This window comes from Chondromyces crocatus (assembly GCF_001189295.1).
Taxonomy (GTDB): Bacteria; Myxococcota_A; Polyangia; order Polyangiales; family Polyangiaceae; genus Chondromyces; species Chondromyces crocatus.
Genome location: NZ_CP012159.1, coordinates 5,938,315 through 5,962,431, shown reverse-complemented (window position 1 = coordinate 5,962,431; position 24,117 = coordinate 5,938,315). Strand labels below are relative to the sequence as shown.

Genomic DNA, 24,117 nt, shown 5'->3' with positions numbered 1-24,117 from the left:
ACTCTTGGCCCTCATCACGGTCCGTGGCAGCGTGCGCCGCGTCGGCTCGCTCGTACCCGAGCAAGGCCTCTTCTTGCCCGGGTCGACACGAGCCAGCGTGACGCCGACGCGGCGCGACGAGCCCATCGAGGCCGACGTGATGCCACGACGGTGGGCGTTCTTCACCTGACATCGAGGAACCGGAGCGAGCATGGGGTTTGTCATCGATCACCTCGACACGGACGTCGGCGGGGTCCCGGTCGACCTCCCGAAGAGCGATGGGAAAGCCGTCGCGGAGCTCGTCATCGCCGCCGACCTCGACCAGTTCGCGTGGGTCCGCGCGTCGGGTGCCTGGTTCTTGCCGATCGGCCAGCTGATGATCTGGCAGCCGGCGCGGCGCGCGCTCCGCTCCTTCGCCGCCCTCTCGGCCTGGCTCGGGAAGCAGAAGTTCGACGACGATCTCGGACGCTTGCACCTCGCGTACGACGTTCCCCCGGTCGCCTTGGCGCTGAAGGAGGCGGTGGCGAAGGGCGCGACCGAGGTGCGGGTGACCCAGGATCAGACCGACGTCATCGAGCGAGCGAAGTCCGGGCGATCCCGCTGCCGGGTCTGCGGCAAGGCGATCGAGGCTGGGACGCTGCGCTTCGGGGAAGATGTGCCGTCGTTCTCGGGCCTCGGCTGGCACCACCTGGCGTGCGGCGCGACGAAGGGACGAGGCTTCCTGCGGGCGCTGCGCAAGGTCACAGAAGAGATCCCGGATCGCGCAGAACTCGAGCGCGTCGCGCGGGAAGCGCTGAAGAGCGAGCCGCAGCCTGCGCTCGAGCGGGCCCCCACGGGCCGGGCCAAGTGCGTGGTGTGCGCGCAGCTCATCCCCAAGGGGAGCCTGCGGGCGAGTGCGAACGAGCATGCTTCGGAGGCCAACGGGCCGCGCCGTGTATTCGCGGATCTGGCCTGCGCACCGCTGCTGCTGGAGGGATCTGACGGGCGCTCGGGGTCGGCGCTCGTGGCGGCGCTCCGCGAGCACACCGCCGAGGCGGCCAACGTGGCCTGGGATGAGGTCGAGACTGCCTTCCAGCGCGTCGAGAAGGAGCCTCCGGTCGTTTGATCCCCACTTTCCCGGATCGGACCGTCGCCCCTGAGCGACTCAGAACCGGATACCGTTCTCGGCCCGGTGCTTCCACCAGCGGTAACCGAGTACCGCGGCCGGCACCGCACAGATCGCCCCTGCGGAGAGGCTGACGGCCACACCAGCCACGACGGTCGCGGCGGTAGCCGCCCCGGCGACGACCCCTTTGCGCCTGGAATCTTCGAGCACCTGGGAGCGGGTCTTCTGGCTCATGAGGAAAGCCTGGGCGACGCGAACGGTGACGTCCACCCTACATCGTCCCCTCCGATCTGCAGGGAACAGGTTACCCTGAACGCTCCAGGTGTAAGTCCTGAGGGCAGCTCGTCCGTATGTAGGGGCGTCCCCGCCGCTGCGGGGAGGAGAGGTGCATGGATCAGATCGGCGATTACCTCGTGCGCAGGCTCATCGGCGAGGGGGGCATGGGCAAGGTGTACGAGGGCGAGGAGCGCCTCTCCCGGCGGCGCGTGGCCTTGAAGGTGCTCCGGCCAGAGCTGTCGCGGAGCGAGCAGGGGCGGCGTCTGTTCCTGAACGAGATGCAGATCCTGGCGCACCTGGAGCACCCGAACGTGGTGCGCAGCCTCGCGAGCACCGAGGTGAATGGCGAGCTGGTGATGGTGCTGGAGTACCTCGACGGCCGGACGTTGCGGGACGTGCTCGGCGGCGAGGGGCGGCTGCCCTGGACCGAGGCGGTGCGGGTGGCGTCGTCCGTGGCGTCGGCGCTCGCCGCCGCGCACGGGCAGGAGCCGCCCGTGATCCACCGGGATCTGAAGCCCGAGAACATCATGATCCTGCGCGACGGGGCGGTGAAGGTGATGGACTTCGGCATCGCCAAGGTCATCGAAGCACTGCACCAGACGAACACGCAGAGCGTGGGAACGCTGCAGTACATGAGCCCGGAGCAGATCGACGCGCGCTCCATCGATCACCGGGCCGATCTCTACTGCCTGGGGCTCGTTCTCTACGAGATGCTCGCCGGGGCGCCCCCGTTCCAGTCGGCGTCACCGCGGCAGCTCCTGAACCTGCAATGCACGGCCGAACCGCCGTCGCTCTCGGACGAGGTGCGCGCGGGGATGCCGCGCGGCGTGGAGCAGCTCCTGTTCCAGCTCCTCGAGAAAGCCCCGGAGGATCGGCCTTACATGGCCGAGGACGTGGTCGAGCGGCTCGAACCCTTTCAGCCCGCCGCCGCGCCGGGGAAAGGCGGCGGTCGCGCCACGGCGCCCACACCGAGTCCGCGCGTGACGTCACCGTCGCCGAGCCCGCGCGTGGCGGCAGCGAGGAGCCAGGAGGGAGAAGGCTCGCGCTCCGAGGCGAGCGCGGAGCAGGCCTCTGCACCTTCCGGGATGGCCGAAGGTGGGGGCGGAGCAGGCGCCACGCTGCTCGACGACGGAGGAGCGCGGGCGACGGCGCCCAGTCCAGGAACCGAGCGCTCATCGGGGCCGGGACGAGAGGCTTCCAGGCGACGGGAGGATGGGGCGAGGGCGCCGCGCATGGACACGATCGCGCTGCTCGATCAGGTCCACAAGCCCCGGGAACTCTCCACGGCGCTGGCGGTGGGGATCATCGTCGGGCTGTCGGCGCTGGCGGGCATGGGCGCGTACCTGCTGCGCTCCACGAGCGAGCCGCTGTCGCCGAGTCCGAACGCGACGGCGACGGCATCGGCGCTGCAAGGGCCAGGGAGGACCCGGTGAACCGCGAGGGCGCCCTTCTTCGGCGTACGCCCGGCGAGGCAGGGCACGCGGTGGACGAGGCGCTCCCCGACCTCGGTCGAGCGACCTGCTGGCGCTCGGGTGACGAAGAGCTGTGGCGGTTGCCACCGGACGATGAGGCGCTCGGTCGGCGACTGCTCGCACTGGGACGCGCTGGGGTCGGAGGCTTCGTCGACGGGGGGATCGATGCAGAGGGGGTCTGGCTGTGCCGCGCGACGAGGCCGGTCACGCTGGCCTCGCGGCTCCACGACCGAAAGGGCCCGTGGCCCTGGGAAGAGGCGGTCGCGCTGGCGCTGGATCTCGCGCTCTCACTCTCGGCCTGCGAGAAGGCGAGCCTGTTCCCCGGCCCGCTCACGCCGCAGGCGGTGTGGCTGGAGGAGGGCGAGCGGTCGGCGTCGCTGCACGCGACGGCGCTGGTCGAGGCGCTGGTGGGCGCCGACGGTGGAGGCACGGCGGGGACGCGAGGTTCGCGCGAGGTGTCGCCCCTGTGGACACCGCCTGCGCAGGCGGACGGAGCGATCTGGGATGGCGCGGCGAACCGCTACGCGCTGGGGTTGATCCTGTACCGGCTGCTCTCGGGGGAGCACCCGTTCTCGGGCGCCGGGCTGAGGCACGCGATGGTCGAGGCTGCGCAGCGCGAGCCGCCGCCGTTCGCCGAGGCGGTGGCCACCTCGCTGCCCCCTGGCTTGCAGAGCCGGGTGCTTCGGCTCCTGGACCCGGATCCCGCGAGGCGACCGTCGAAGGCGCAGGAGATCGTGGAGATGTTCCGCGGCTTCCTCCGGAGCGAAGACGAGGGTGTCGACGCGAGCGCGCGTCGCACGACACACGAAGCGTCGCGACCCGCAGGAAAGCGTGGCGCCGGCGGCGAGCATGCGGAGCTCGCCAGGCCGCGGTGCGCGCGGGGGGCTGAAGGACGGGCCGGGGAGCGTGCAGGAGCCGGGGAGCGCGCAGGACACGCGTCTCCAGGAACAGCCGCGGAGATGACGCGAGAGACGCGCTGGCAGGACAGGCTGTGGCGCGTCGGGCCCCTTCTGGTGGGCGCGGTGGTGGCGGCGACGGCGGTCTGGCTCGCACGGGGAGAGGCGCCGCAAGCGAGCGGATCGACGTCGGCGCTGCTCGCGGTGCGCGCACTGGGTCCTCAGGAGACGCTGGCGCAGGACTGCGCGGCTTGCCACAGCCGACAGGCCGCGGAATGGCGGCGCTCGGTGATGGCGCACGCGGTGAAGAGCCCTCTCTTCAACGCGCTGGAGATCCTGATCGAGGAGCAGAACGGACGCGACGCGGACTGCCCGAACGGGCCAGGGTTCCTGAGGCGAGCCGATCCGGAGCGGGCCTGCCGTGATCGGCAGAGCGGCGTGGTGAAGGCCGGGACCGGCGGTGAGCACTGGTGCGTGAACTGCCACAGCCCTGGCGAGCTTCTGGAGGGGGCGATGCCGGCGTGGGACGGGCGCGCCGGCGGAGACCCGCGCTCTCGGCTGCCGGTGCGCGATCTGCTCGGACCACAAGGGCTGGAGGGGATCTCGTGCGGGTTCTGCCACCAGGTGCACGGACCCGTCGGCCCGCGCGGGAGCGGCGGCTACGAGGGCAACCCGACGTGGCGCTCGTTCGTGACCGGCGCGGTGTTCGCGAGCCGGCCCGAGGACACGCGCGGTGTGTTCGGCATCGCGAACAGCGGCTACCAGATGCGTCCCGATACGTTGCTCCTGCCACCCGGCGCGCGCAGCACGGGCACGGAGCCCGACGGGGTACGAGAGAGGTTCGATTCCGACGATCCGATCGTTCACCGGCGCCCTCCGGCGAGCGTGAAGGCATACCTCCAGTCGAGCGAGTTCTGTGGGTCGTGCCACGACGTGCGCCTGTTCGGGAGCGACACGGTGCATGCGCCACGCGGAGAGCACTTCAAGCGGCTGCGCAACGCCTACTCCGAGTGGGTGGCGTGGTCGAAACAGGAGGCCCGCGCAGGGCGGGAGCCGGCGAGCTGCCAGGGGTGCCACATGAGCACGTTCCCTGGGGTGTGCGTGCCCGACGCCAGTGGGTCTTCGGCCTCCGATGCAGCGCGTGAGGGGTGTCCGCCAGGCACGCGGTTCGAGGCGCGGGCGCCAGGGACGTGGGCGCGCGGGCGGGTGGCGGATGCGTCGTCGACCCTGAAGGAAGTGACGAACCACTACTTCACCGGCGTCGACGTGCCGCTCGGTGATGATTTCGTGGGCGCGCTGCTCGGAGAGGAGGGCGTGGACGTCCATGGCTTGCCGGTGGGGGTGCGGAACCGGCGCGATCTGCTGCTGCGCCACACGTTCCGCCTCGAGCTGGCTGCGGGGCGGGAGGAGCGGGGACGCCTCACGGTGCCGGTCATCATCGAGAACGTGGGCGCCGGGCACCGCGTGCCCGCCGGGTTCAGCCAGGAGCGCGAGATCTGGGTTCACCTCGTGGTACGTGATGGTGGCGGTCGGGTGGTGTACGAGGTGGGGCGGGTCGACCGGGCCGACGAGGATCTGCGCGACAAGGTGTTCGTGCGGGTGGGAACGCGTCCGGATCGGCTGGATGCGCAAGGCCGCCCGGCGGGGTTGTTCGGGGCCGACGTGCGCGATGGGCCCGACCACCCCGAGTGGCGTCCGCCGACGATCGAAGGGGGGACGTCGTTCCGGGGACGCGGGCTGATCAACTTCCAGAACGGGTTCCTGCGCTGCGTGCGCTGCATCGGGGAGATCGCGGCCGACGGGTCGTGTCAGCCCGGGCCGGGCCAGGGGTCGCTGCGCGCGGATCGTTACGAGGACGGAGATTACGATCTGGACACCGGCGCCTGCCGATCGAACCTGACGGGGATGAACGCCCTCTTCGAGACGTTCTTTCCCGTGGGGGCGCTCGACGCGCGACGCGGCGAGCCGAAGGCGCCCGACGCGATCATCGACACGCGCTCGGCACCTCCCGGGGTCCCGATCCAGTACACGTACGAGCTACCGACCAGCGGTCGACGAGGGCCATTCAAGGTCGAGGCCCGCTTGCTGTTCCGCGCCTTCCCGCCGTTCTTGATCCGGGGGTTCGCGGACTACGAGCAGGTGCAAGCGCAGCGAGGGCTCCGGCCGAGCGGGCCGCTGGTGACCCATGAGATGCTCTCTCGGCTGGAGATCGTGGAGCTGGAGCGGGCCGAGGCGGAGATCCGCTGATGGCTGCGAGCACGGAGCCGGTCCCGGGGAGCCCTGCGGCCTGGCCGCCTTCGGTGCTGGACGCGCCGGTGCTGCGGGGTCTGGATGGTAGGGCGCTGCGCGAGATCGCGGAGGCGGGGCGGCTGCGGTCGGTCACGGCTGGGGAGGTGCTCTACCGCGCCGGAGACGGCGGCGAGTCGTTCTTCGTCGTCGCCTCGGGGCGGGTGAGCTTGCGCGCACTGCGTCGCGGGGACGAGCTGGAGTCGGAGCTACGGGTGGCGGGCGCGGGCAGCGCGTTCGGCGAGGAGGCCACGGTGGGGTCGGCGCGGCGAGCGACGGCGATCGCGGTGGAAGCCGGCGCTGCGGCGGAGATCCCGGTGACGATCTTTCGACGGGCGGCGGCGCGCTCCGGGAAGGCGGAGTTCGCCGAAAAGATGGAACGGGGGCTGCGCAGGAGCGCGACGCGGGATCTGCTGAACACGCTGTCGTTCACGCGGGATCTGGGGATGGAGGACGTCGACGCGCTGCTCGACGCGGTGACGTACCGAACGATGGGTCGAGGCCAGCCCGTGTATCGGGAGGGGGATCCCGCGGACGCGCTGTTCCTGGTCGCGGACGGCATGATCCAGCTCCAGACCGAGGAGGACGAGCGGCTCCACGTCCGGGCATACCTCACGCGGGGTGACTTCTTCGGTCATGAGGAACTCTCGGCGGATACGCCCCGGGAGACGGGCGCCGTGGCGAGCGGCGCGTCGACATTGCTCGTGGTCCCCGCGCGGGCGTTCCGGGCGCTGGAGCGGCGTCGGCCCGAACTCCTGGACCTGCTGCGAGCACGAGCGCGGGCGCAGCACGCGGCGCAGCACGCGGTGGTCGCGGGGCTCGCGCAGCACCACACGGCGCACTTGTTCCGGGACCTCTATCGCCTCCAGGTGGCGCGCTCGCTGCTCGTGATCGATCTGGATTCGTGCGTGCGGTGCGGGCACTGCGCGTGGGCGTGCGCGGAGACGCACCAGGGGGTCGCGCGGCTGATCCGGCGCGGGGACAAGATCGCGGCCCAGGGTGAGGCGGAGGCGACGGATCGAGCGAGCGTGGTCGCAGCGCCGAGGAGCCTGTTGCTCCCGAACTCGTGCCAGCACTGCGAGAACCCGGCCTGCATGCTCGAGTGTCCCACGGGGGCAATCGGTAAGGATCCCGCAGGAGAGGTGTTCATCCGGGAGGCGCTCTGCACGGGCTGCGGGGCGTGCGCGAAAGCGTGCCCCTGGGACAACATCCAGATGGCGCCACGCGACTCGAAAGTGGGTGCCCAGGCCGGGTCGACGAGACCAGCCGCGTCGACGGAACTCACCGGAGAGCCAGGAGCCATCGCGTCGATGGGACGGAGCGCCGAGGTCGCCGTGAAGTGCGATCTGTGCCGCAGCGAAGCGGGGCCAGCCTGCGTGCAGTCGTGCCCCGTCGGCGCGATCGCGCGGGTGAACCCGGCGGAGGAGATCGCGGAGGTGCGCTCGCTGCTCGGCGATCCGCGCCCCGCAACGGCAGAGAGACGAGGAACGCATGCTCCGACGAGAGGACCATCGTTCGGCGCGGTGCTCGGAGGGAGCGCCCTGATCGCGGCCGGGATGGGGTTCGCCGGCGTGGAGATGCACGGGCGGGGCGTGTGGCGACCCGCGACGGGTTTCGGGTGGGGCGCGGGCGTGCTCGCGGCGCTGGGCTTCGTGCTGCTGCTGCTCTACGCGGTCCCCAAGCGCGGCGTCCGGTTCTTCCGGAAGGGTCCCGCACGAGAAGGGCGCGGGGAGCGTAATGAGGAGGGCGGCGCGAAGACCGCGGTGAAGAGCCGCGTGAAGCCGCAGCTCGCCATGCACCTGTGCCTGGGATTGCTCACCGCGGGACTCGTGATCGCACACGCGCCCTTTCCGCGCGCAGGTCGACCGACGCTCGGGGCGGCGCTGCACCTGGTCTTCTGGATCAGCGCCCTCGCTGGGGGATACACCGCCATCGTTTACCGTGTGCTCCCGAAGCGGCTCGCGCGCATCGAGCGGACGGCAGCGCTCCCCGAGGATCTCACCGGTGCGCGGAACGTGTTGCTCGACCGCCTGTACCGAGAGCTGAGCGGCAAGAGTGAGCTGGTCAAGAAGATCGCGGAGAAGGTGCTGCTCCCGTATGCGAGGAGCCCGCTCGGATCGCTCTCGCTGCTGGTCTCGGGACGAAACTTGAGGTCAGAAGAGCAGGCGGTCCGCGGACGCATCGACACCTTGCTCGAAGGGCGTGGCGCAGAGCGGCTCGCAGGGCTGTCGACACTGATCCGGATCGTCGTGGAGCTCCGCGCCCTCCCGGCGCAGCGCTGGCTGTCGCGTGCGCTGCGCGTCGGGCTCCCGATCCACATCGTGACGTTCGGAGTGGCGCTCGCGCTGCTCTTGCTGCACGCAGCGACGGCCGGACGCTTCGGCCGTTGACGACCGCCGCTCCTGGCACGGCAAGCACGGGGCGTGGGTGCGCACGGGTCGTACCTCTTCGTGCGTGATGACGAGTACGCAACCGTTGCAGAGCGCGAAACTTCCTGCTGACCCCGACACGCTTGGGTCGCCAACACACCGCGAAGGAGCTGGTCCCCGCAGCATGAGTCAGGATGTGGCTGCGGCGGCCGACGGCTCAACCCTGAGGCCTGGACTTTGCATTCAGCGGAACGGTACACTTTTCGCGGCAGCCTTACTGGAGGACAGAAAGCAAATGGGCGGTCACTCGACCAGTTGGACGGGCAAACGCCTCCGGGAGGGCACGGCTCCGGGTTGGCTTCGGAGCGCTCTCTTGATGGCAGCGGTCTCGGTCGGCGGGATCCTTCTCGGCAGCGCGTGCAGCGACGGTGACGATCCGCTCCGGCCGCCGTCGCCGAGCGGCGGGAACACCACGACCACGACGGGCGGCAACAACGGCTGCACCGATGGAGCAGAGCGAGACTGCTCGATCACGATCGCCGAGCACAACGGCGTGGTCACCTGCCAGCACGGCACGCAGACCTGCGTGGGCGGCACGTGGAGCACGTGTGGCGGCGGCGAGATGCGCATCATCCGGGCGCCGAAGCCGTCGGAGGAGACCCACGAAGACGATGGGTTGCCGCGGCCGAAGAGTCTGTCGATGCCAGGGATCTGCGTCGACAACCCCTGCGATCCGAGCTGCCAGGTGTTCGAGGAGGATCCTGGACCAGGTGGGATCACGATCGGCTCGAATCTGCCTCCGTTCCCGTGGTTCACAGGCGACATCAACGGCCTCGATCCCGCGATCGCCGATCTGGGAACGACCGAGCCGTGCTCCACCACGGAGGATTGCCAGTTCGATCAGTTCTGCGAGGAAGCGAGCCCGCTCGCATGCGCTCATCACCCATGCGGTACAGGCAACCTCGGAAACACCGCGGGCTCCCCTGCGGTGGGCCTCTTCGAGGAGTGCAGCCCGTGCGTACAGAAGGTCTGCGCACAGCACCCGGAGTGCTGCCTCACGACCTATCAAGGAACGTGTGGTCACGATCTCTGCCTGGCCGGGCCTCCCCTCAAAGCAGGATGCGACACCTGCGCGGGGAACGTGTGCGCAACGCGGCCAGGGTGCTGCGAGTACACGTGCAACACCACCGCGCAGTGCGTGTCGCTTTTCGGCGCTGGCAGCGAGTGCAATCCCGTGCTGCATACCTGCAGCTGCGCCCCGGGCAACTCGTGCGGCAACCCGACGCTCGGGTACACCTGCAACAGCAGCCAGGTTTGCGTGTCCAACTGGAACGCCACCTGCGTCACGCGTGTGACCGCAGCCTGTTCGCCGAAGACGTGTGCCGTCCCCAAGTGGACGCAAGCTTGCGTCGATGCCGCTCAGAGCATCTGCGGCCTCGACTGCGATGCTGCACCAGGAACCTGTGTGCACAGCCCCTGCTACTCGGGTGACAGACTCACCAACAACTGCACGACAGGCTTCGGAAGCATGTGCGCCGCAGGCTCGCCGCATGCGTACTGCTGCTCGAGCTACTGGGATGACGAGTGCGTCCGGCAGTACCAGATCGAGAGCGGCACGCAGTGCCCTCCGAAGGGTCGCTGCGTCGCCTACCTGCCCGATCAGACGAACCCGAGCTGCTCGGGCGTGGACCTCACGGTCAGCGTCCCTTGCGACGGGACAGTCCCCGTCTGCAACCGTGGCAACACCGCGGTGCCAGCGGGATGGACGCTGCAGGTCAATAGCTACCCTCCGAACACCGGCAGCATCCCTTCGAGCGATCCCGGATCCATCCTCGCAGCGTGCAGCGGGCCGACTGGAACCCCCGCATGCTCGCTGACCTTGACGCAGGATCTGGCGCCTGGCTCGTGCATCGCCGTCCCGGGCTGCGACTCCCTGCCGGTCGGCTCGGAGTTGCGCGTGAATCCGAACAACACGATCCCGGAGTGCTTCTGCGGCAACAACTGGAGCGTCTACCAGAACGACGCCTGTACGTCGCCAGGGTGCATCGCCAACGCGAACGTGTCGTTCATCAAGAAGCTGACCATGTTCGTCGCGGTCGACGTATCGACGTCGATGATCTGCACGGGGTCCGGATGCCCGAACCCCACTCAATGGACGAACAACGTCTGTCCGAATGGCACGGCCCTCTCCACCGTCAAGGGACAGCGCTGGGATCCGCTCAGGAATGCGCTCGGGAGCTTCTTCCAGGATCCGACCTCCGCCGGAATCAATGTGGCGTTGAGGTTCTGGCCGGACAACGACCCGGCCATCTGTAATCCCAGCTCGTGCGCGGCTCTCGGTTCAATCAATGGCTGCGCCCAACCTCGCCTGTTCGGCACGCTCACCGAGCAATCCGGAGCAGGGGATCCACATGAGACGGCGCTCCTGCAGGCACTGACCAATCAACGCCCCTGCGGCGACACCCCGGTTCGGAACGCCCTCGATGGGGCCGTTTACTGGGCGACGCAGCGCAAAATCGCTCACCCTGAGGAAGAGGTGATCGTCATCTTCATCTCCGACGGCATCGCGACGCACTGCGATCCGAACGAGTGGACCACCATGGCGCAGATCGCACAGACGGGCTTTCACGGTTCCGGCGTTCGCACCTATCCGATCGGCTTCGGCGAAGCCCAGGAGGCCTTCGTCGTGCAGGTTGCACAGCAAGGTGGTGGTCGTGGATTCTTCTTCAACACGACCGGAAGCACGCTGGAGACGAGCCTGAAGTCCGCGTTGAAGTCGATCCGCGGCGACGTGCAGCCTTGCGACGTGCAGGTGCCGGTCGCGTTGCAGAACAACAACGATCCGACGGTGACCATCGACGATCTGGAGATCATCTACACGAGCGGTGGCGGTACAGACACGACGCTCACCCGCGTTCCCAACGCTGCGAGCTGCGTGGCGAACGGGTGGTACATCGACAACCCGGCGAACCCGATGTTTGCTCGGCTCTGCCCGACGACCTGCGGCACCGTGCAATCGGATCTCGGCGCGCGGGTGCAAGCGCGGCTCACGGGTGGCTGCGTCGCGAGCTTCGAGGAGACCGTGTACCGCCAGACCTACCAGGCCGACTGCCCCTCGGGGAGCAAGGTGCAGTGGGGCTTCCTGCGCTGGGATACGACGACGCCCAGCAACACGAGCGTGGTGTTCTCTGCGAAGACGGCCGACACCGCGGCCGGGATCGCCTCGGCGACGAGTCACGTTCTCGGAACGGCACACGCGAACCCGGTGAACACGCAGGTCTGCACGATGCTCGGGCCGTCGCCCGAGTGCCCGGTGAACCTGTACACCCGCCTCGGTGAGCTGCCCGATGCACGCAAGGACATCCTCGAGCTCACGATGACGATGAATCCCAGCTCCGACCTGCTGTCGGCGCCGACGATACACAACTGGGAGGTCACCTACTCATGCCCGTACTCGGAATGAGCAGGAGAGGGTTGCGAGGCCTCGTTGCGCGCGAACGCGCCGTGACATCGACGGCAAAGCGCGCAGCGGCGGCGCTGGCAGGCACCGCCCTGCTCGCAGTGCTCACCGGCGGCTGCGGCGACGACGATCGGTTGCCGCCGCGCTCGACCACCGGGGGCATCGGCGCGGGCACCAGCGTCGGAGGACGAGGGGGCTCGGGCGGCGAAGGCGGCGCTGGTGGCGACGCTGGTGCCGGCGGCGACGCTGGGCACGGAAACGGCGGCGCGGGAGGAGGCGTCATCGCCGTGTGCGGAGACGGCGTGCGCGAGGGCTTCGAGGACTGCGATGGAGACGATCTCGACGCGCGGACCTGCGTGTCGTTCGGCTACGAGAGCGGAAACCTCGCGTGCTCGTCGACATGCTCGTTCGACTTCGCTGCGTGTAGCAGCCCGGAGCAGTGCCAGGACGGGCTCGACAACGATCTGGATGGGCTCATCGACTGTACCGATCCCGACTGCACCGCGGCCTGCGCGGCCGTGTGCGCCGAGCCGGTCGTGCTGGCGGATCCAGGCAGCACGGCCGGCGTCACCGCAGGGCACCCTTCGCTCACGGCGCCGCTGAGCTGCCTCGGAGACGACGCGGGGCCCACGGTCACTTACGAGGTGACGGCGGAGCGCACGGGACTGCTCGAGGTGCAGATGTACGCGTCGTCGTCGACGAACCTCGCCCTGGCCGTGCGAAGCACCTGCGACAGCGTGGCCACGGAGCTCGGCTGTGCCAACCTCGCGAGCGGCGTCGGAAGCCCGGAACTCCTGTCGATCCCGGTGACGCAGGGGCAGACGCTTTATGTGCTGGTGGGCGGCGAGGAAGCGGGGACGTTCACGCTCTCGGCCGCGAGCCGGACGCCGATGTGCGGAGACGGGTTCATCGACCCGGGTGAAGGGTGTGACGACGGCAATGCGGACTCCGGCGACGGCTGCAGCAGCCAGTGCGCGCTGGAGCTGAGCGAGGTCGAGCCGAACGACACACCGGCAACCGCCAACCCACTGACCACACCCTTCGTCGGACAGATCAACACCGCGACGGACGTCGACCACATCCGGGTGACGGTACCGAGTGGCGGGGCCTCGCTCGTGGCCGAGGTGAACGAGGTCAACGCGCTGGCGTGCGTCAACAACCAGATGGATCCGCAGATCGAGGTGCTGAGCGCGAACGGCGCGACCGTCCTCGCGAGCGACGACGACGGGGGACCCGGCCGCTGCTCCAGGGTCGTCGCGCCCGCTCTCCCCGCCGGCAACTACGTGCTGCGCGTGTCCCGCTCCGGGGGCAGCTACTTCCCCTACCGGCTCGACGTCACGATGATCCAGGACGTCTGCGGCAACGGCGTGGTCACGCCCGGCGAGCAGTGCGACGACGGAAACACCGTGGCCGGTGACGGCTGCAGCCCGACCTGCCAGCTCGAGCTGAGCGAGGTCGAGCCGAACAACACCGCCGCACAGGCCAACCCGTACACGTCACCGTGGCGCGCCGCGGTGATGCCCGCGGGAGATGTCGATCTGGTGGCGGTGACGGTACCAGGGCCGAGTTCGTTGCTGCGGGCCGTGGTGGGCGACGCGGGGCAAGGGACTTGCGCGATGTACCGGCTGGACAGCTACGCCGAGATCCTCGCTCCCGATGGGACGACCATGCTGAACTACGACGACGACTCGGGGCTGGGGTACTGCTCCGTGGTCCAGCAAGGGGGCCTCGCCGCTGGCACGTACTATGTGCGGGTGAGTTCCTCGCCGGTCAAGCCGAACGACACCTTCGTGTACTCGCTGGCGATCACCGTTCAGTGAACCTCGAACGGCGCTGCGCACCACGCCCCGCCACCATCACGTGGTTCGCGCGGGCAGATCCCGAGACAGGGCTCGATCGTATGAGCAGCCATCGGCCCCGTCCGAGTCCCTTGCCCCTCCGATGAGGTCCCCCTCCCCTCCCCCTTCCCCTGGAAAGGCCGCCGCCTCCGTGCCCCCCACGGAGCCCTCGGGCCGCCTCGACGGGGAGCCCTCCGGCCCTCCTCCTGCCGGCAGCGCCCCGCGACCTGGTCATTCGTCGACGCTCTACCGCGCCGAGGTGTCCGATCCGCGCGCGCGGGCCGCTCAGCCTCGAGAGCCGTCACGCGGGCGCGCCGCGCGGCGAAGCGAGGCGACCTCGGACGTCACCCGCTTCCAGGGGGTGCTGGCGGCGACGCTGGTCGGAGCGGCCGCGGCGGCCGTGGCGGCACTGGTGTTCCCGCCACCCGGCGGCCATGGCTCGGCCGGCCCCCTCTCCAGGCCGCACGTCCAGGCGGGGCTCTCGTGCGCGTCGTGTCACGCGCCCACGGACAGCAGGCTGGGTGACGCCAGCGCCGGTGCCGCGCAGAAGTCACCCGCGAAGGTACCGGGGGCAGTGCTCTCACCGGCGCAGGAGCCTCCGTCAGCAGCTCGGGCTTGTCCGAGCTGCCACGGGGCGCACGGGTCGACCCGCCCCGGTCACCAGCAACAGCTCGCCCGCGGGAACATGACGTGCGCGACGTGCCACACCATCCATCGAGGAGATCAAGGCGTGGTGCTGCGCCCCGACGCACCTCCGCTCCGCTTCGCGCCAGGGGCCGAGGCCGAGGTGGAGGGAGGCTTGGAGGCGACCTACCGGCCCACCCGCGAGGCGACGGTCGCGCTGGTGACGGCTGGATCCTGCGTGGGATGCCACGATCTCGGCGCCCCTCGGGATCCGGTGGCGCGGTGCCTCCCGCGGGATGGCACGCGGCTGGGGAACGCGCAGCCGGTGGTCTGCTTCGACGAGCACCAGCTCACCTTGCCCGAGATCGAGTCGGAGTCAGCGAGGCGCGCCCGACTCGGGGAGGGCGTGTGCCGAGCGCAGCACACGGATGACCGCGCTCTCGCATGGACCGCAGCACGTGAAATCGCGCGGGCCACGCCCGAGATACCGGGAGTGATCGGCTCGGCGGCGGGACGCTCACTCGGGTGGGCAGGTACCGGACTCGGCGCCGCCATGGCTTGGATGCTGGGCGAGCGCGGGCTGAGGCGCTGGCGCGAGCGACGCCGAAAGCGCGCTCCCATGGTGTCCGCATCGCTCCTCCGACCAGCAGAGCGGGTGCGACTCCCGCAGATCGACACGAGCACCTGCTTGGGCTGCTACGCCTGCGTGGATGCCTGTCCCTACGACGTGCTCGCGATCGAGCGCTACGTCGCCGTGGTGGCCCGCCCCGAGGCATGCTGCGGGCTCACCCTCTGCGAGCAGCGCTGCCCGAACGGCTCCTTGACGATCACCGACGGCGCGCGGCGGGACGATCGCCCCGATCTCGACGACGATCTGCAGAGCGTCGACATGCCCGGCCTGTACCTCGCGGGGGACATCACGGGGCTTCCGCTGATCAAGAACGCGATCCAGCAGGGCGCGCGCGCCACCGAACGAGCGGCCATGGAGCTGCGAGCCCCAGGCCTGCGCAAAGCGGCCCCCTGGGCGGGACGCGGTGGTGATCGCGGCTCGGAAGGCGACGCCTCGACACGCGACGAGCCTCTGGATTTGATCATCGTAGGCGCGGGCCCTGCGGGGATCAGCGCGGCGCTGCGAGCGAAAGAGCTCGGGCTCCGCTTCGACGTGATCGAGCAAGGAAGCGTCGCGGCGAGCATCCGCAGCTTCCCCCGGGGCAAGCTGGTGTTCGATCAGCCCCTCGACCTGCCGATCACCGGCAAGCTGTGGCTCCAGGAGTCGACGAAGGAAGAGCTGCTCGCGCAGTGGCTCCGTGTGGTCCGGCAGGAGCGGCTACCCATCCTGGAGCAGACGCGGATGATCTCGATGCAGCGCGATCCTACGGGTGAGGGGTTCGTGATGGTCACCGAGCCCGTCACAGAGAGCAAGGCGGCTCCCGGCACGGCGCAACGGACCGAGCGCCGGGCGCGACGGGTGGTGCTCGCGATCGGTCAGCGTGGCTCGCCCCGCCGGCTGCCGGTCCCGGTGCCGTCGGAGGTCGAGGATCGGGTCTACTACCACCTGGCCGACGCCCGCAGCCTCGCCGGGACGCGGGTGCTGGTGGTGGGTCTGGGCGATGTGGCCATGGAGGCAGCGATCGCCCTGGCACGCCAGCCAGGGACCACGGTGACGCTCGCCGCGAGAGCCGACGGATTCCGCCGTGGTAGGACCAGGAACATCGACGAGGTGCAGCGCCTCGCGACCGCCTCACGGCTCACGTTGGCCCTGGAGACCCATGTGGCGGCGCTCGCCTCCGCAGAGCGAAGCGCGGTCCAGGTGACGCTCGCCTCCCCGCGCGGGCGGCGCGGGCTCCTGGTGGACGCCGTGCTGGTGCTGATCGGGAGCATCCCGCCCTGGGACACCTTGCGGGCAGCCGGGGTGCGGGTGGGGGCCGCGACCGGCGAAGGGGGCACGTCCGCAAAAAGTACAGAACCTTTGGCCACGCCTCGCGTCGAAGAGGCCGGACCCTCGGGCCGCCCAGCGTAAGTTCGGCAGCCGTCCACCGTTGTCAGAGCGGATCCAGCCGGATCCCCCCAGGGAGCGCCATGACACCGCAGAAGATCGCCGTCCTCTCCGCCCTCGGCATGCTGCTCACCAGCGTCTCCGTCTATTCCCTCACCCCGCCAGGCGGGCGTGCCACCGTCGATCCGGTGGCGACGACCGACCCTGCTCTCCAGGGGACGACCGTCGCCGTCGGAGGCGACCTCTCCTCGGACCTCGGCCGGTTCACCACCGGAGGGACGCTGATGCTCGAAGGCCGGCTGGGGCACCCGCGGCTGCTGAAGACGGCGGGTGAGACGTTCCTGATGCTGGAGGTCAAGAACGAGGGCAGCCAGGCGAACTCGCAGGCGGCGGCCAACCTTTCCCTGGTCATCGACCGCTCGGGTTCGATGAAGGGCAGCCGCATCCAGAACGCGCTTCAGGCGGCGGTCCGTGCCGTGGACGAGCTCCAGGACGGCGACGTGGTCTCCGTGGTGGCCTTCGACACGAGGACCAGCGTGATCGTCCCCCCGACCACCATCGGCCCGGGCACCCGCAGCCGCGTGATCGCGGACATCCGCGGAATCACCCTCGGCGGTGACACCTGCATCTCCTGCGGCGTCGACGAGGGCCTCTCGCTGCTCGGCCAGCGCAGCGAGGGCCGGGTCAGCCGCATGCTCCTGCTCAGCGACGGCGACGCCAACAACGGCGTGCGCGACGTTCCCGGCTTCCGCTCCATCGCGCAACGCGCCCACGACCGGGGCGTGAGCATCACGACCATCGGCGTCGACATCGCATACAACGAGAAAATCCTCACCGCGATCGCGCAGGAGTCGAACGGTCGCCACTACTTCGCGGAGAACGACTCGCAGCTCACCCGGATCTTCGAGCAGGAGGCGGAGGCACTGAAGACCACCGTCGCGAGCGGCGTCGAGCTGGCCGTCGATCTGGCGCCCGGCGTGGAACTCGACCGCGTGTTCGACCGGACGTTCCGGCGTGCCGGCAACCGGGTGACGGTCCCCCTCGGGAGCTTCTCCCGCGGCGAGGTGAAGACGGCCCTGCTCAAGGTACGGCTGGCCCGGCCCGAGCTGGGGGAGACGGCGATCGCCGACGTGGGGATGACGTACAGGGATCTCGTCGAGAGCACCGACGGCCGCTGCTCGGGCAAGCTCGCGCTGGAGGTGACCGACGATCCCGGCCTGGCGAGCACACTGGATGGCATCGTGGCCGGGAGGGTTCAACGCAGCGAGACGGCGCAGACGCTGCAGCAGGCGAACTTCCTGTTCAAGCAGGGCCGCGTGGAGGAGGCGCGTCGCAAGCTCGACGACCAGCGGGCGACACTGAGGAGCGAGGCGACCCGGGCGAAGTCGGCCGCACCGAAGGCGCGGGCGGCCGACGTCGGGCGCGACTTCGACAAGCAGGCCGCGGCCCTGGAGAGCGCGAGCACCGACTTTGATGCCCCGCGACGCTTCGCGACCCCCGCCATGCCCGTGGAAGGGAGCGGACAGGTCGCCGCGGGACCTGCCGCGGCCCCCCCTGCGGAGCCCCAGAACACCCGCGCGGGTCAGACGGCGGTGAAGCGGAACGAGAGCAACGCGCTCGAGCTGGGATTCTGACGCGGGGGACGCTGGGCGTCCCAGGATCACCTTTCCGGTCCTCGTGAAGCCATGGCGAGGTAGGCTCGCGCCGGTCCCGAGATGAGCTTCAGGTGGTGGCAGGTGCTTGCGGGCCTCGGTCTCGCGGCAGGGTGTGGTCAGGGCTCCCCGCCCCCAGGAACTGCGACTCCCCCAGCGAGTTCGATGACGGGGGACCCAGGCGTGGCTGCCACGAGCGATCCCTCGCAAGCGTCGGCTGGAAACCCATGCAGCCCTGGCACGGCCCGTTGCGTGGACGAGGTGACCTCGGAGGTCTGCAACGAGGAGGGGAAGAGCTTCGAGCGTACCCGCTGTGAGGTCGACACGCTGTGCCTGGAGGGCCGCTGCGTCGGCCTCGCCTCGCCGAGAGGAAAGCTCGATCCAGCCCGTTTCCACACGGTCCGCGGTGAAGGCTGGCTGAACGGTTGGGGCGCCACAGAGCCGCTCTCCACGAAGTCCTTCGATAAGCTTCCCCACCCTGACGCCGTGCTCACGGGCGTCGATGCGCCCAAGCTCACCTCTCTGTGCGCCGCCAGAGGGTTCGTCACCGTCCTCACCAAGGACAAGAAGCGAAAGGGAGAGACGCGACGGGCCGTGCTCGCCGGGTATCTCGTCAGCGGGCAGCAGAGGCCGGTGACGGTGCTGGTGGGGATGCGCGGAGGCGCGCGGGTCTACCTGAACGGCGCGATCGCTCTCGAAGGTCGCCGGCCGGGCAACGAGCAGCCTCTCCAGGATGAGGTCATCGCCGACGCCGAGCTCCGCGCGGGGGTGAACACGCTGGTGGTCGTCGTCGAGCAGTTCGAGCCGGCGCCTGCAGGCCTGTGGCTCCGGGTCCGCGGCGCGCGCGGGGAGCCGCTGCCGGATCTGCGGTTCGCGTCGGCGGCCTCGGAAGACTGCGCGCCGGAGGAATTGCTCGACGTGCGCTGGTCGCCGCGCGCGATCGCCGAAGGTTTCGCGGTGGAAGCGCACCTGCAGGCGCCAGGCCTCTGGCCACGTCGGCTCGGAGAGCTGAGCTACGAGGCCCGGCTCACGGGCAAGAAGGGCGAGGGAGACGTGCTGGGTCGTGGCGCGGTTCCGCTCGCATCGCTCACGGGAGAAGGCGCGTCGGTCTCTATGGTCGCGCCGTTCGAGGAAGCGGGCAAAGCCGAACTCAGGCTACGCCTCGAAGCGACCGGGAGGGGCGCCGACGCAACGACCCCCGCCGGCCCGTCCGCGAAGCCTGGTGCCGCCAGCTCGGGGCGCGACAAGCTGGCCGAGGTACGGACGCCGCTGGTCTTCCGGGGAGATTTGCATCGAAGCATCATCGCGCTCGACGCCGCCGTCACTGCCGCTGCACGGCCGGATCTTCCCTCGGGGAGTCGTGACAGCTTCACGCACCACGTGGCGACCCTGAAGCTGGCACTCGCCGAAGCGCATCCCGATCTGCCGTGGTTGCGTGCGCACACGAGAGAAGCAAAGTCGCTCGCGAAGGTGCTGCTACAGGGACAGGATCCGTACCGCAACAAGACGGGCGTGGTGCACCGCGCCTACCGCGCGAAGGTCGACGGAGCGCTACAGCCATACCTGGTGTTCGTACCGCCTTCCTACAAGTCGGAGGGGACACCGATGCCCCTGGTCCTCGTCGCACACGGGCTCGACAACCCTCCCGGTGTGGCGCTGCGGGCGCTCATCGGCGAGGCACCCGACATGGCATCCGATCGCGCCCGCGCGGCGCGGCACCTGCCGGCCTTCCCGGATCAAGGCGCGATCCTGGCCGCTCCCTGGGGGTTCGGCAACGCGGGGCCGCGACCGCTGGGCGAGCAGGACACGCTCGACGTGATCGACGCCATCGAGGCGGATTACCGCGTCGATCCTCGCCGCGTGTCGCTCACCGGCTACTCCCTGGGTGGCACCGTGGCCTTCACGGTCCCCTTGCACTACCCCGACCGGTTCGCGGCCGCCGCTCCCCTGTGCGGCTACCCGAACCTGAAGGACTACCGCAACGTGCGCGGCGTGCCCCACGCCCCGTGGGAGGATCGCCTCATCGATCAGCGGTACATCGTGCGTTACGCGGAGAACGGGCTGCACCTGCCACTCCACGTGGTCCACGGTGGCAAGGACGGTCCCGACCGATCCCGCGTGGTGGTCGATCGCTACCGGGCGCTCGGCAACCCGGTGACCTTCGATCTGCAGGACGATCTCGATCACAACGTGTGGGATCACGGCTACGAGCGCGGTCGGATGATCTCGTGGCTCACGGCACGCCGACGCCCGGAAGTGCCCCCGCGGGTTCGCCTCGTGACCGGAGAACACCGCTACGATCGCGCCTTCTGGGTGCGCCTCGTCGGACGGGAAGACGGCGCTCGGCGCGGCGAGATCGACGCGCACTGGGTGAAGGACGCGCGCCGGGTCGAGGTAACCACGCGCAACGTGGAGGCGCTGGCGCTCGACTTTCGGGGGATCGGCACCATCGACGGCGGCACAGCGCAGGTAGTGCTCGACGGAGAGTCCCCCATCGAGGTGAGCGAACGAGCAGGAGAAGCGTTCTTCGTCCGGCGTAGGGGAGCGTGGACGCGCTCGGACGAAGCGCCTCCGCGAGCCGGCAAGAAGCGGCCTGGCGTGTCGGGTCCGCTCGACGACGCGCTCCGCCACCAGCAGCTCATCGTGTACGGCACGCTGGATCCTGCGCAGACAGAGACGAACCGCGCGGTGGCGGCGTATCACGGCAGCATCCACGCCACGGGGGCGGAAACACGCTACCCGGTGAAAGCCGACACCGAGATCACGGAAGCCGAACTCACCGGCCGGACCCTGGTGCTGGTGGGCAGCCCCTCCAGCAACCGCGTGACCGCACTCTTCGCCGGCGACCTGCCCGTGAAGTTCGAAGACGATGCGCTCACCCTGCGGGGGAAGCGCCACGCGGGGCCCCACGTGGGCGTCTCGCTGATCTGGCCCCACCCGCGGGACGCTGCGGAGTACCTCGTGCTCCACGCAGGTGTGACGTTCCGGGGCACCGCGTACAGCCGCTTCCTGCCGCGCCTGGCGCCGGATTTCGTGGTGTACGACGCGCGGATCACCGCGCAGAAGGGGGATCTCCTGATGGACCGGCGGCCCGCACTCGACGGTGGGTTCTTCGGGGAGGCCTGGGACTGACGGAGGGCGTCGGCGCGACGCGGCGTTGACAGCGGGCCGTATTTCGAGGTTTCACTCCGGGGGTGAGCGGTCGACCCAGGCCGGTGCGGGCTGGAAGCCGTCGAGAGACCACGGCGACCTCTGGCGCATCGAATCGACGGAGCAACACCCCCATGCAGGGGGGCGAGGCGCGTCGCCGGTCCACAGCAGCCCCCGAGGGCCCGCAGCAGCCTCCCTCTCCCCCGTCGTCCACGCGCAAGCAGGCCGCGAGCAAGTCGCGTGGGACGCGGCGCAAGCCCAGGCCGGGGTGGCAACGTGCGCTCGCGGGTATGGCCGTGGGCTTCGCGCTGGTCGCCCTCCTGACCGTCGGGCTCGTCATCGGCTATGGCAGCGCAACGGCGCCGGACCACGGCGGGCTCGTGGAGATCAACTGGCCTGAAGGCCTCGACGCCGAGGAGGCCGCAGCGCTGCTCGCCTCCGACGGCCTGGTGCGCGGCGAGCGGGGGATGGCGCTCTACCTGCACGCCACGGGTGGAACCGAGGAGTTCGTGCCTGGGCCGCACCTGCTGTGGCAAGGGCTGAGCGCGCGCGAGGTCAGGGCGCTCCTGCAGCGCGCCCCGGATCGTCCGAAGGCAAAGGTGGTCATCCCCGAGGGATGGAACCGCTACGACATCGCGGCGCGCCTGGAAAAGCTCCACGTCGCGGGCCGCCGCGCCTTCCTCGCGGCCACCTCGGATGCAGAGCTGCTCGAGCGTGTCGGGATCGAGCGCACTGGCAGCGTCGGCGTGGAGAGCGCGGAGGGGTACCTGTTCCCGGCCACCTACGAGATCCCGCTCGACAGCGACGCCCGCGAGGTGGCCCGTCGCTTGATGTCCGAGTCCGATCGTCGCTGGAAAGCGCTCGCCACGCAGCACAAGGAGGGCCTCGCAACCCTCCAGGCCTCGCTCGGTTGGGGACGGCGCGAGGTGCTGACCTTGGCGTCGATCATCGAGAAAGAGGCCGTGGTCGATGACGAGCGCCGGCTCATCGCCAGCGTCTTCATCAACCGGCTCCTGGATCCCACGTTCCGCTCTCGGCGCCTCCAGTCCGACCCGACCTCGCTCTACGGCTGCGTGGCCTATCCGGCCGACGCCCCGAGTTGCGCGGGCTTCACGGGCAAGCCGACCCCGGAAGTCGTTCGAGATCCAAAGAACCGGTACAGCACCTATGCTCACCCGGGGCTCCCGCCAGGGCCGATCGGTAACCCGGGAGAGGCCTCGATCGTCGCAGCGCTCTCGCCTGCAGCCACGAAATATCTCTACTTCGTGGCCACAGGGGGAGGCCGGCACACCTTCAGCGAGAGTCTCGAAGCCCACAACGAGGGCGTCCGACGCCTCCGAGCCGCCAGCGCGGGCGCCCCGCGCTGACGACCGTCGTCGAGGGATGGCTCAGGAGTAGGCACCCCCGTTCGATCTGGGGTAATGCTCCGAGTCGAGTGGGGGAGCTCCCGACTCACGGTCCCCGAGGGATCGTTCGATGACAAAGGAGAGAATTGACATGCTTACACCCCGAAACCTTCGCCGCGCGCTCGGTCGTGCCACGCTTCTCGGATCTCTCGCCGCGGTGACGGCATCGTGCGGTGGGCTCGGCCCGGGCGACTACGTCGGCTACCGGGTCGCTTCCAGCGAGGCCAAACTGGACGCGAGCTGCTATCCCGGCGGCAAGATCCCGGACGCGATCAAGGACGACACGACGACGTTCCGGACCGGCGCGACCTTCCTGCTCTACATCGCGAGCGACGAGGAGGCCTTCCTCGACACGGGCACCCGGGTGATCGCCGGCACGGTCGATGGCGACAACTTCAACTTCTCCGGCACCCGTACCGACGTCGAGTATCCCCCCGGCCAGACCATCTTCGACTCTGACGGGAACGGCATCGACGATGACCAGCAGACGTTCGTCGACGCGGATCGCGACGGGCTGAACGACAAGACCGAGGATCCGCAGGTCGACGTCAATGGCGACGGCATCGACGACCGCACGCAGGTCATCGACGAGGACGGGGATGGCATCGATGATCGCCGCGTCGATCTCCCGAGCGGCATCAAGTTCATCTCGAGTTCGACCGTCACGGTCACGCTCGCCATCGACGGCTCCGCGGTCGTCGGTGATGTGAAGACCACGATCAAGAACGAGTGCACCGGCGCGACCTGCCCCCTCAATTACGACTCCTCGTGCAGCAACTCGGCGAGCTTCAAGGGTGTCGAGATCGACGACGTCGACATCTCGATCGGCGCGGCGCCGGCCTCGTCCGCCCCCTGACGCTTCCCCCCTGGCTCGCAGAGATCTTGGCGCGCGGCACCGCCACCTGATCTAGATTCCGCGCCGTGCCCACCCTGCTGAAGTCCTCCCCCCTCTCCGAGCCGCGTCCACGGCATCGTTCTGGCTGGTCCGTGACCGCGCTCGCGCTCTCGCTCTCGGTCCTCACCAGCGCGAGCTGCTCTACCCCGAGCTCCACCACGGCCACCGAGGGCAGCCACGCCCCGGTTCCGCCAATCGCTCCCCCCGCCACCGCGCTCCCTGGGGCGCCAGCACCGGGCGCCGCCAGCGTCGTACCCTCCGCCGACCCGAACGCAGCCCCCTCGCCTGCAGCGAGCGCCGCCCCCGCGGAGGAAGCAGCCCCTGCTCCGACGGCCGACCCTGCCGCCGCCGAGGCTTCCCTGCCCGACGTCAAGGTCACGAACATCGGCATGCACATCGGCGGCGGGCCGCACGACGCCGTGACCAAGGCCCCCATCAAGCTGTCCGTCGAGCCTCACTTCGACGATCTGCGCCGGTGCTGGACTCACGTCACCGATCCGAAGAAGGGTGGCGACTTCGGCGTCGATCTCCGCATCGAGCGTGAAGGTGGCAAGGCGCAGGTCACCAAGCCTCGCACGGCGCTGAAGGGCGAGGGCTTCTCGGCTTGCGTGGTCGGTGTCTTCGAGAAGATCGACTTCCGCAAGCCGAAAGGCGGCACCACCGTCGTGAGCTACTCGATCCGCTTCACCCCGCGCTGATGGCCCGCCCCCGCG

At 69.8% G+C, this 24,117-nt stretch carries 14 protein-coding genes; 13 read left to right on the top strand and 1 reads right to left on the bottom strand.

Going from position 1 to position 24,117, the window contains the following annotated elements:
- Positions 1–4 precede the first annotated feature (4 nt).
- A complete protein-coding gene (locus CMC5_RS44810; protein WP_156338779.1) occupies positions 5–169 on the top strand; it encodes a hypothetical protein in 165 nt (54 codons plus the stop codon).
- 21 nt (positions 170–190) lie between these two features.
- The gene (locus tag CMC5_RS21815; protein WP_050432227.1) at positions 191–1,084 is read left to right on the top strand and encodes a PARP-type zinc finger-containing protein; all 894 of its coding nucleotides are present in this window, start codon (positions 191–193) and stop codon (positions 1,082–1,084) included.
- A 39-nt stretch (positions 1,085–1,123) separates the two neighbouring features.
- Here the strand turns inward: CMC5_RS21815 and CMC5_RS21810 are convergent, their stop codons facing one another.
- Positions 1,124–1,318 (bottom strand): hypothetical protein, encoded by a 195-nt coding sequence (locus CMC5_RS21810; protein ID WP_156338778.1) that lies wholly within the window; start codon positions 1,316–1,318, stop codon positions 1,124–1,126.
- Between the two features lie 155 nt (positions 1,319–1,473).
- Here CMC5_RS21810 and CMC5_RS21805 point away from each other — a divergent pair, with 155 nt between their 5' ends.
- From CMC5_RS21805 to CMC5_RS21755, 11 genes are all read left to right on the top strand, one after another.
- On the top strand, positions 1,474–2,793 hold the full coding sequence (locus CMC5_RS21805) for a serine/threonine protein kinase (RefSeq protein ID WP_050432225.1): 1,320 nt from the start codon (positions 1,474–1,476) through the stop codon (positions 2,791–2,793).
- Positions 2,790–5,975 carry a serine/threonine-protein kinase gene (locus CMC5_RS21800; RefSeq protein WP_050432224.1) on the top strand — a complete coding sequence of 1,062 codons (3,186 nt, stop codon included), beginning with the start codon at positions 2,790–2,792 and terminating at the stop codon, positions 5,973–5,975. The genes CMC5_RS21805 and CMC5_RS21800 overlap by 4 nt, the downstream gene beginning before the upstream one ends.
- Positions 5,975–8,404 carry a cyclic nucleotide-binding domain-containing protein gene (locus CMC5_RS21795; protein WP_050432223.1) on the top strand — a complete coding sequence of 810 codons (2,430 nt, stop codon included), beginning with the start codon at positions 5,975–5,977 and terminating at the stop codon, positions 8,402–8,404. Before CMC5_RS21800 ends, CMC5_RS21795 begins: the two co-directional genes overlap by 1 nt.
- Positions 8,405–8,759: 355 nt before the next feature.
- The gene (locus CMC5_RS21790) at positions 8,760–11,846 is read left to right on the top strand and encodes a vWA domain-containing protein (protein WP_050432222.1); all 3,087 of its coding nucleotides are present in this window, start codon (positions 8,760–8,762) and stop codon (positions 11,844–11,846) included.
- Positions 11,847–11,857: 11 nt separating this feature from the next.
- A complete protein-coding gene (locus CMC5_RS46600; protein WP_218920030.1) occupies positions 11,858–13,663 on the top strand; it encodes a DUF4215 domain-containing protein in 1,806 nt (601 codons plus the stop codon).
- Positions 13,664–13,832: 169 nt separating this feature from the next.
- Complete coding sequence (locus CMC5_RS21780; RefSeq protein ID WP_050432220.1) at positions 13,833–16,325, top strand: NAD(P)-binding domain-containing protein; 2,493 nt, start codon at positions 13,833–13,835, stop codon at positions 16,323–16,325.
- A 59-nt stretch (positions 16,326–16,384) separates the two neighbouring features.
- A complete protein-coding gene (locus tag CMC5_RS21775; RefSeq protein WP_050432219.1) occupies positions 16,385–17,935 on the top strand; it encodes a VWA domain-containing protein in 1,551 nt (516 codons plus the stop codon).
- 201 nt (positions 17,936–18,136) lie between these two features.
- Entirely contained in the window at positions 18,137–21,085 is a 2,949-nt protein-coding gene (locus CMC5_RS21770; RefSeq protein WP_218920028.1) for an alpha/beta hydrolase-fold protein, read from the top strand.
- A 152-nt stretch (positions 21,086–21,237) separates the two neighbouring features.
- Positions 21,238–22,470 (top strand): endolytic transglycosylase MltG, encoded by a 1,233-nt coding sequence (gene mltG, locus CMC5_RS21765; protein ID WP_082362682.1) that lies wholly within the window; start codon positions 21,238–21,240, stop codon positions 22,468–22,470.
- 130 nt (positions 22,471–22,600) lie between these two features.
- Entirely contained in the window at positions 22,601–23,365 is a 765-nt protein-coding gene (locus CMC5_RS21760) for a hypothetical protein (protein ID WP_050432216.1), read from the top strand.
- A gap of 65 nt (positions 23,366–23,430) precedes the next feature.
- Positions 23,431–24,102 (top strand): hypothetical protein, encoded by a 672-nt coding sequence (locus CMC5_RS21755; RefSeq protein ID WP_245678628.1) that lies wholly within the window; start codon positions 23,431–23,433, stop codon positions 24,100–24,102.
- Positions 24,103–24,117: the final 15 nt, after the last annotated feature.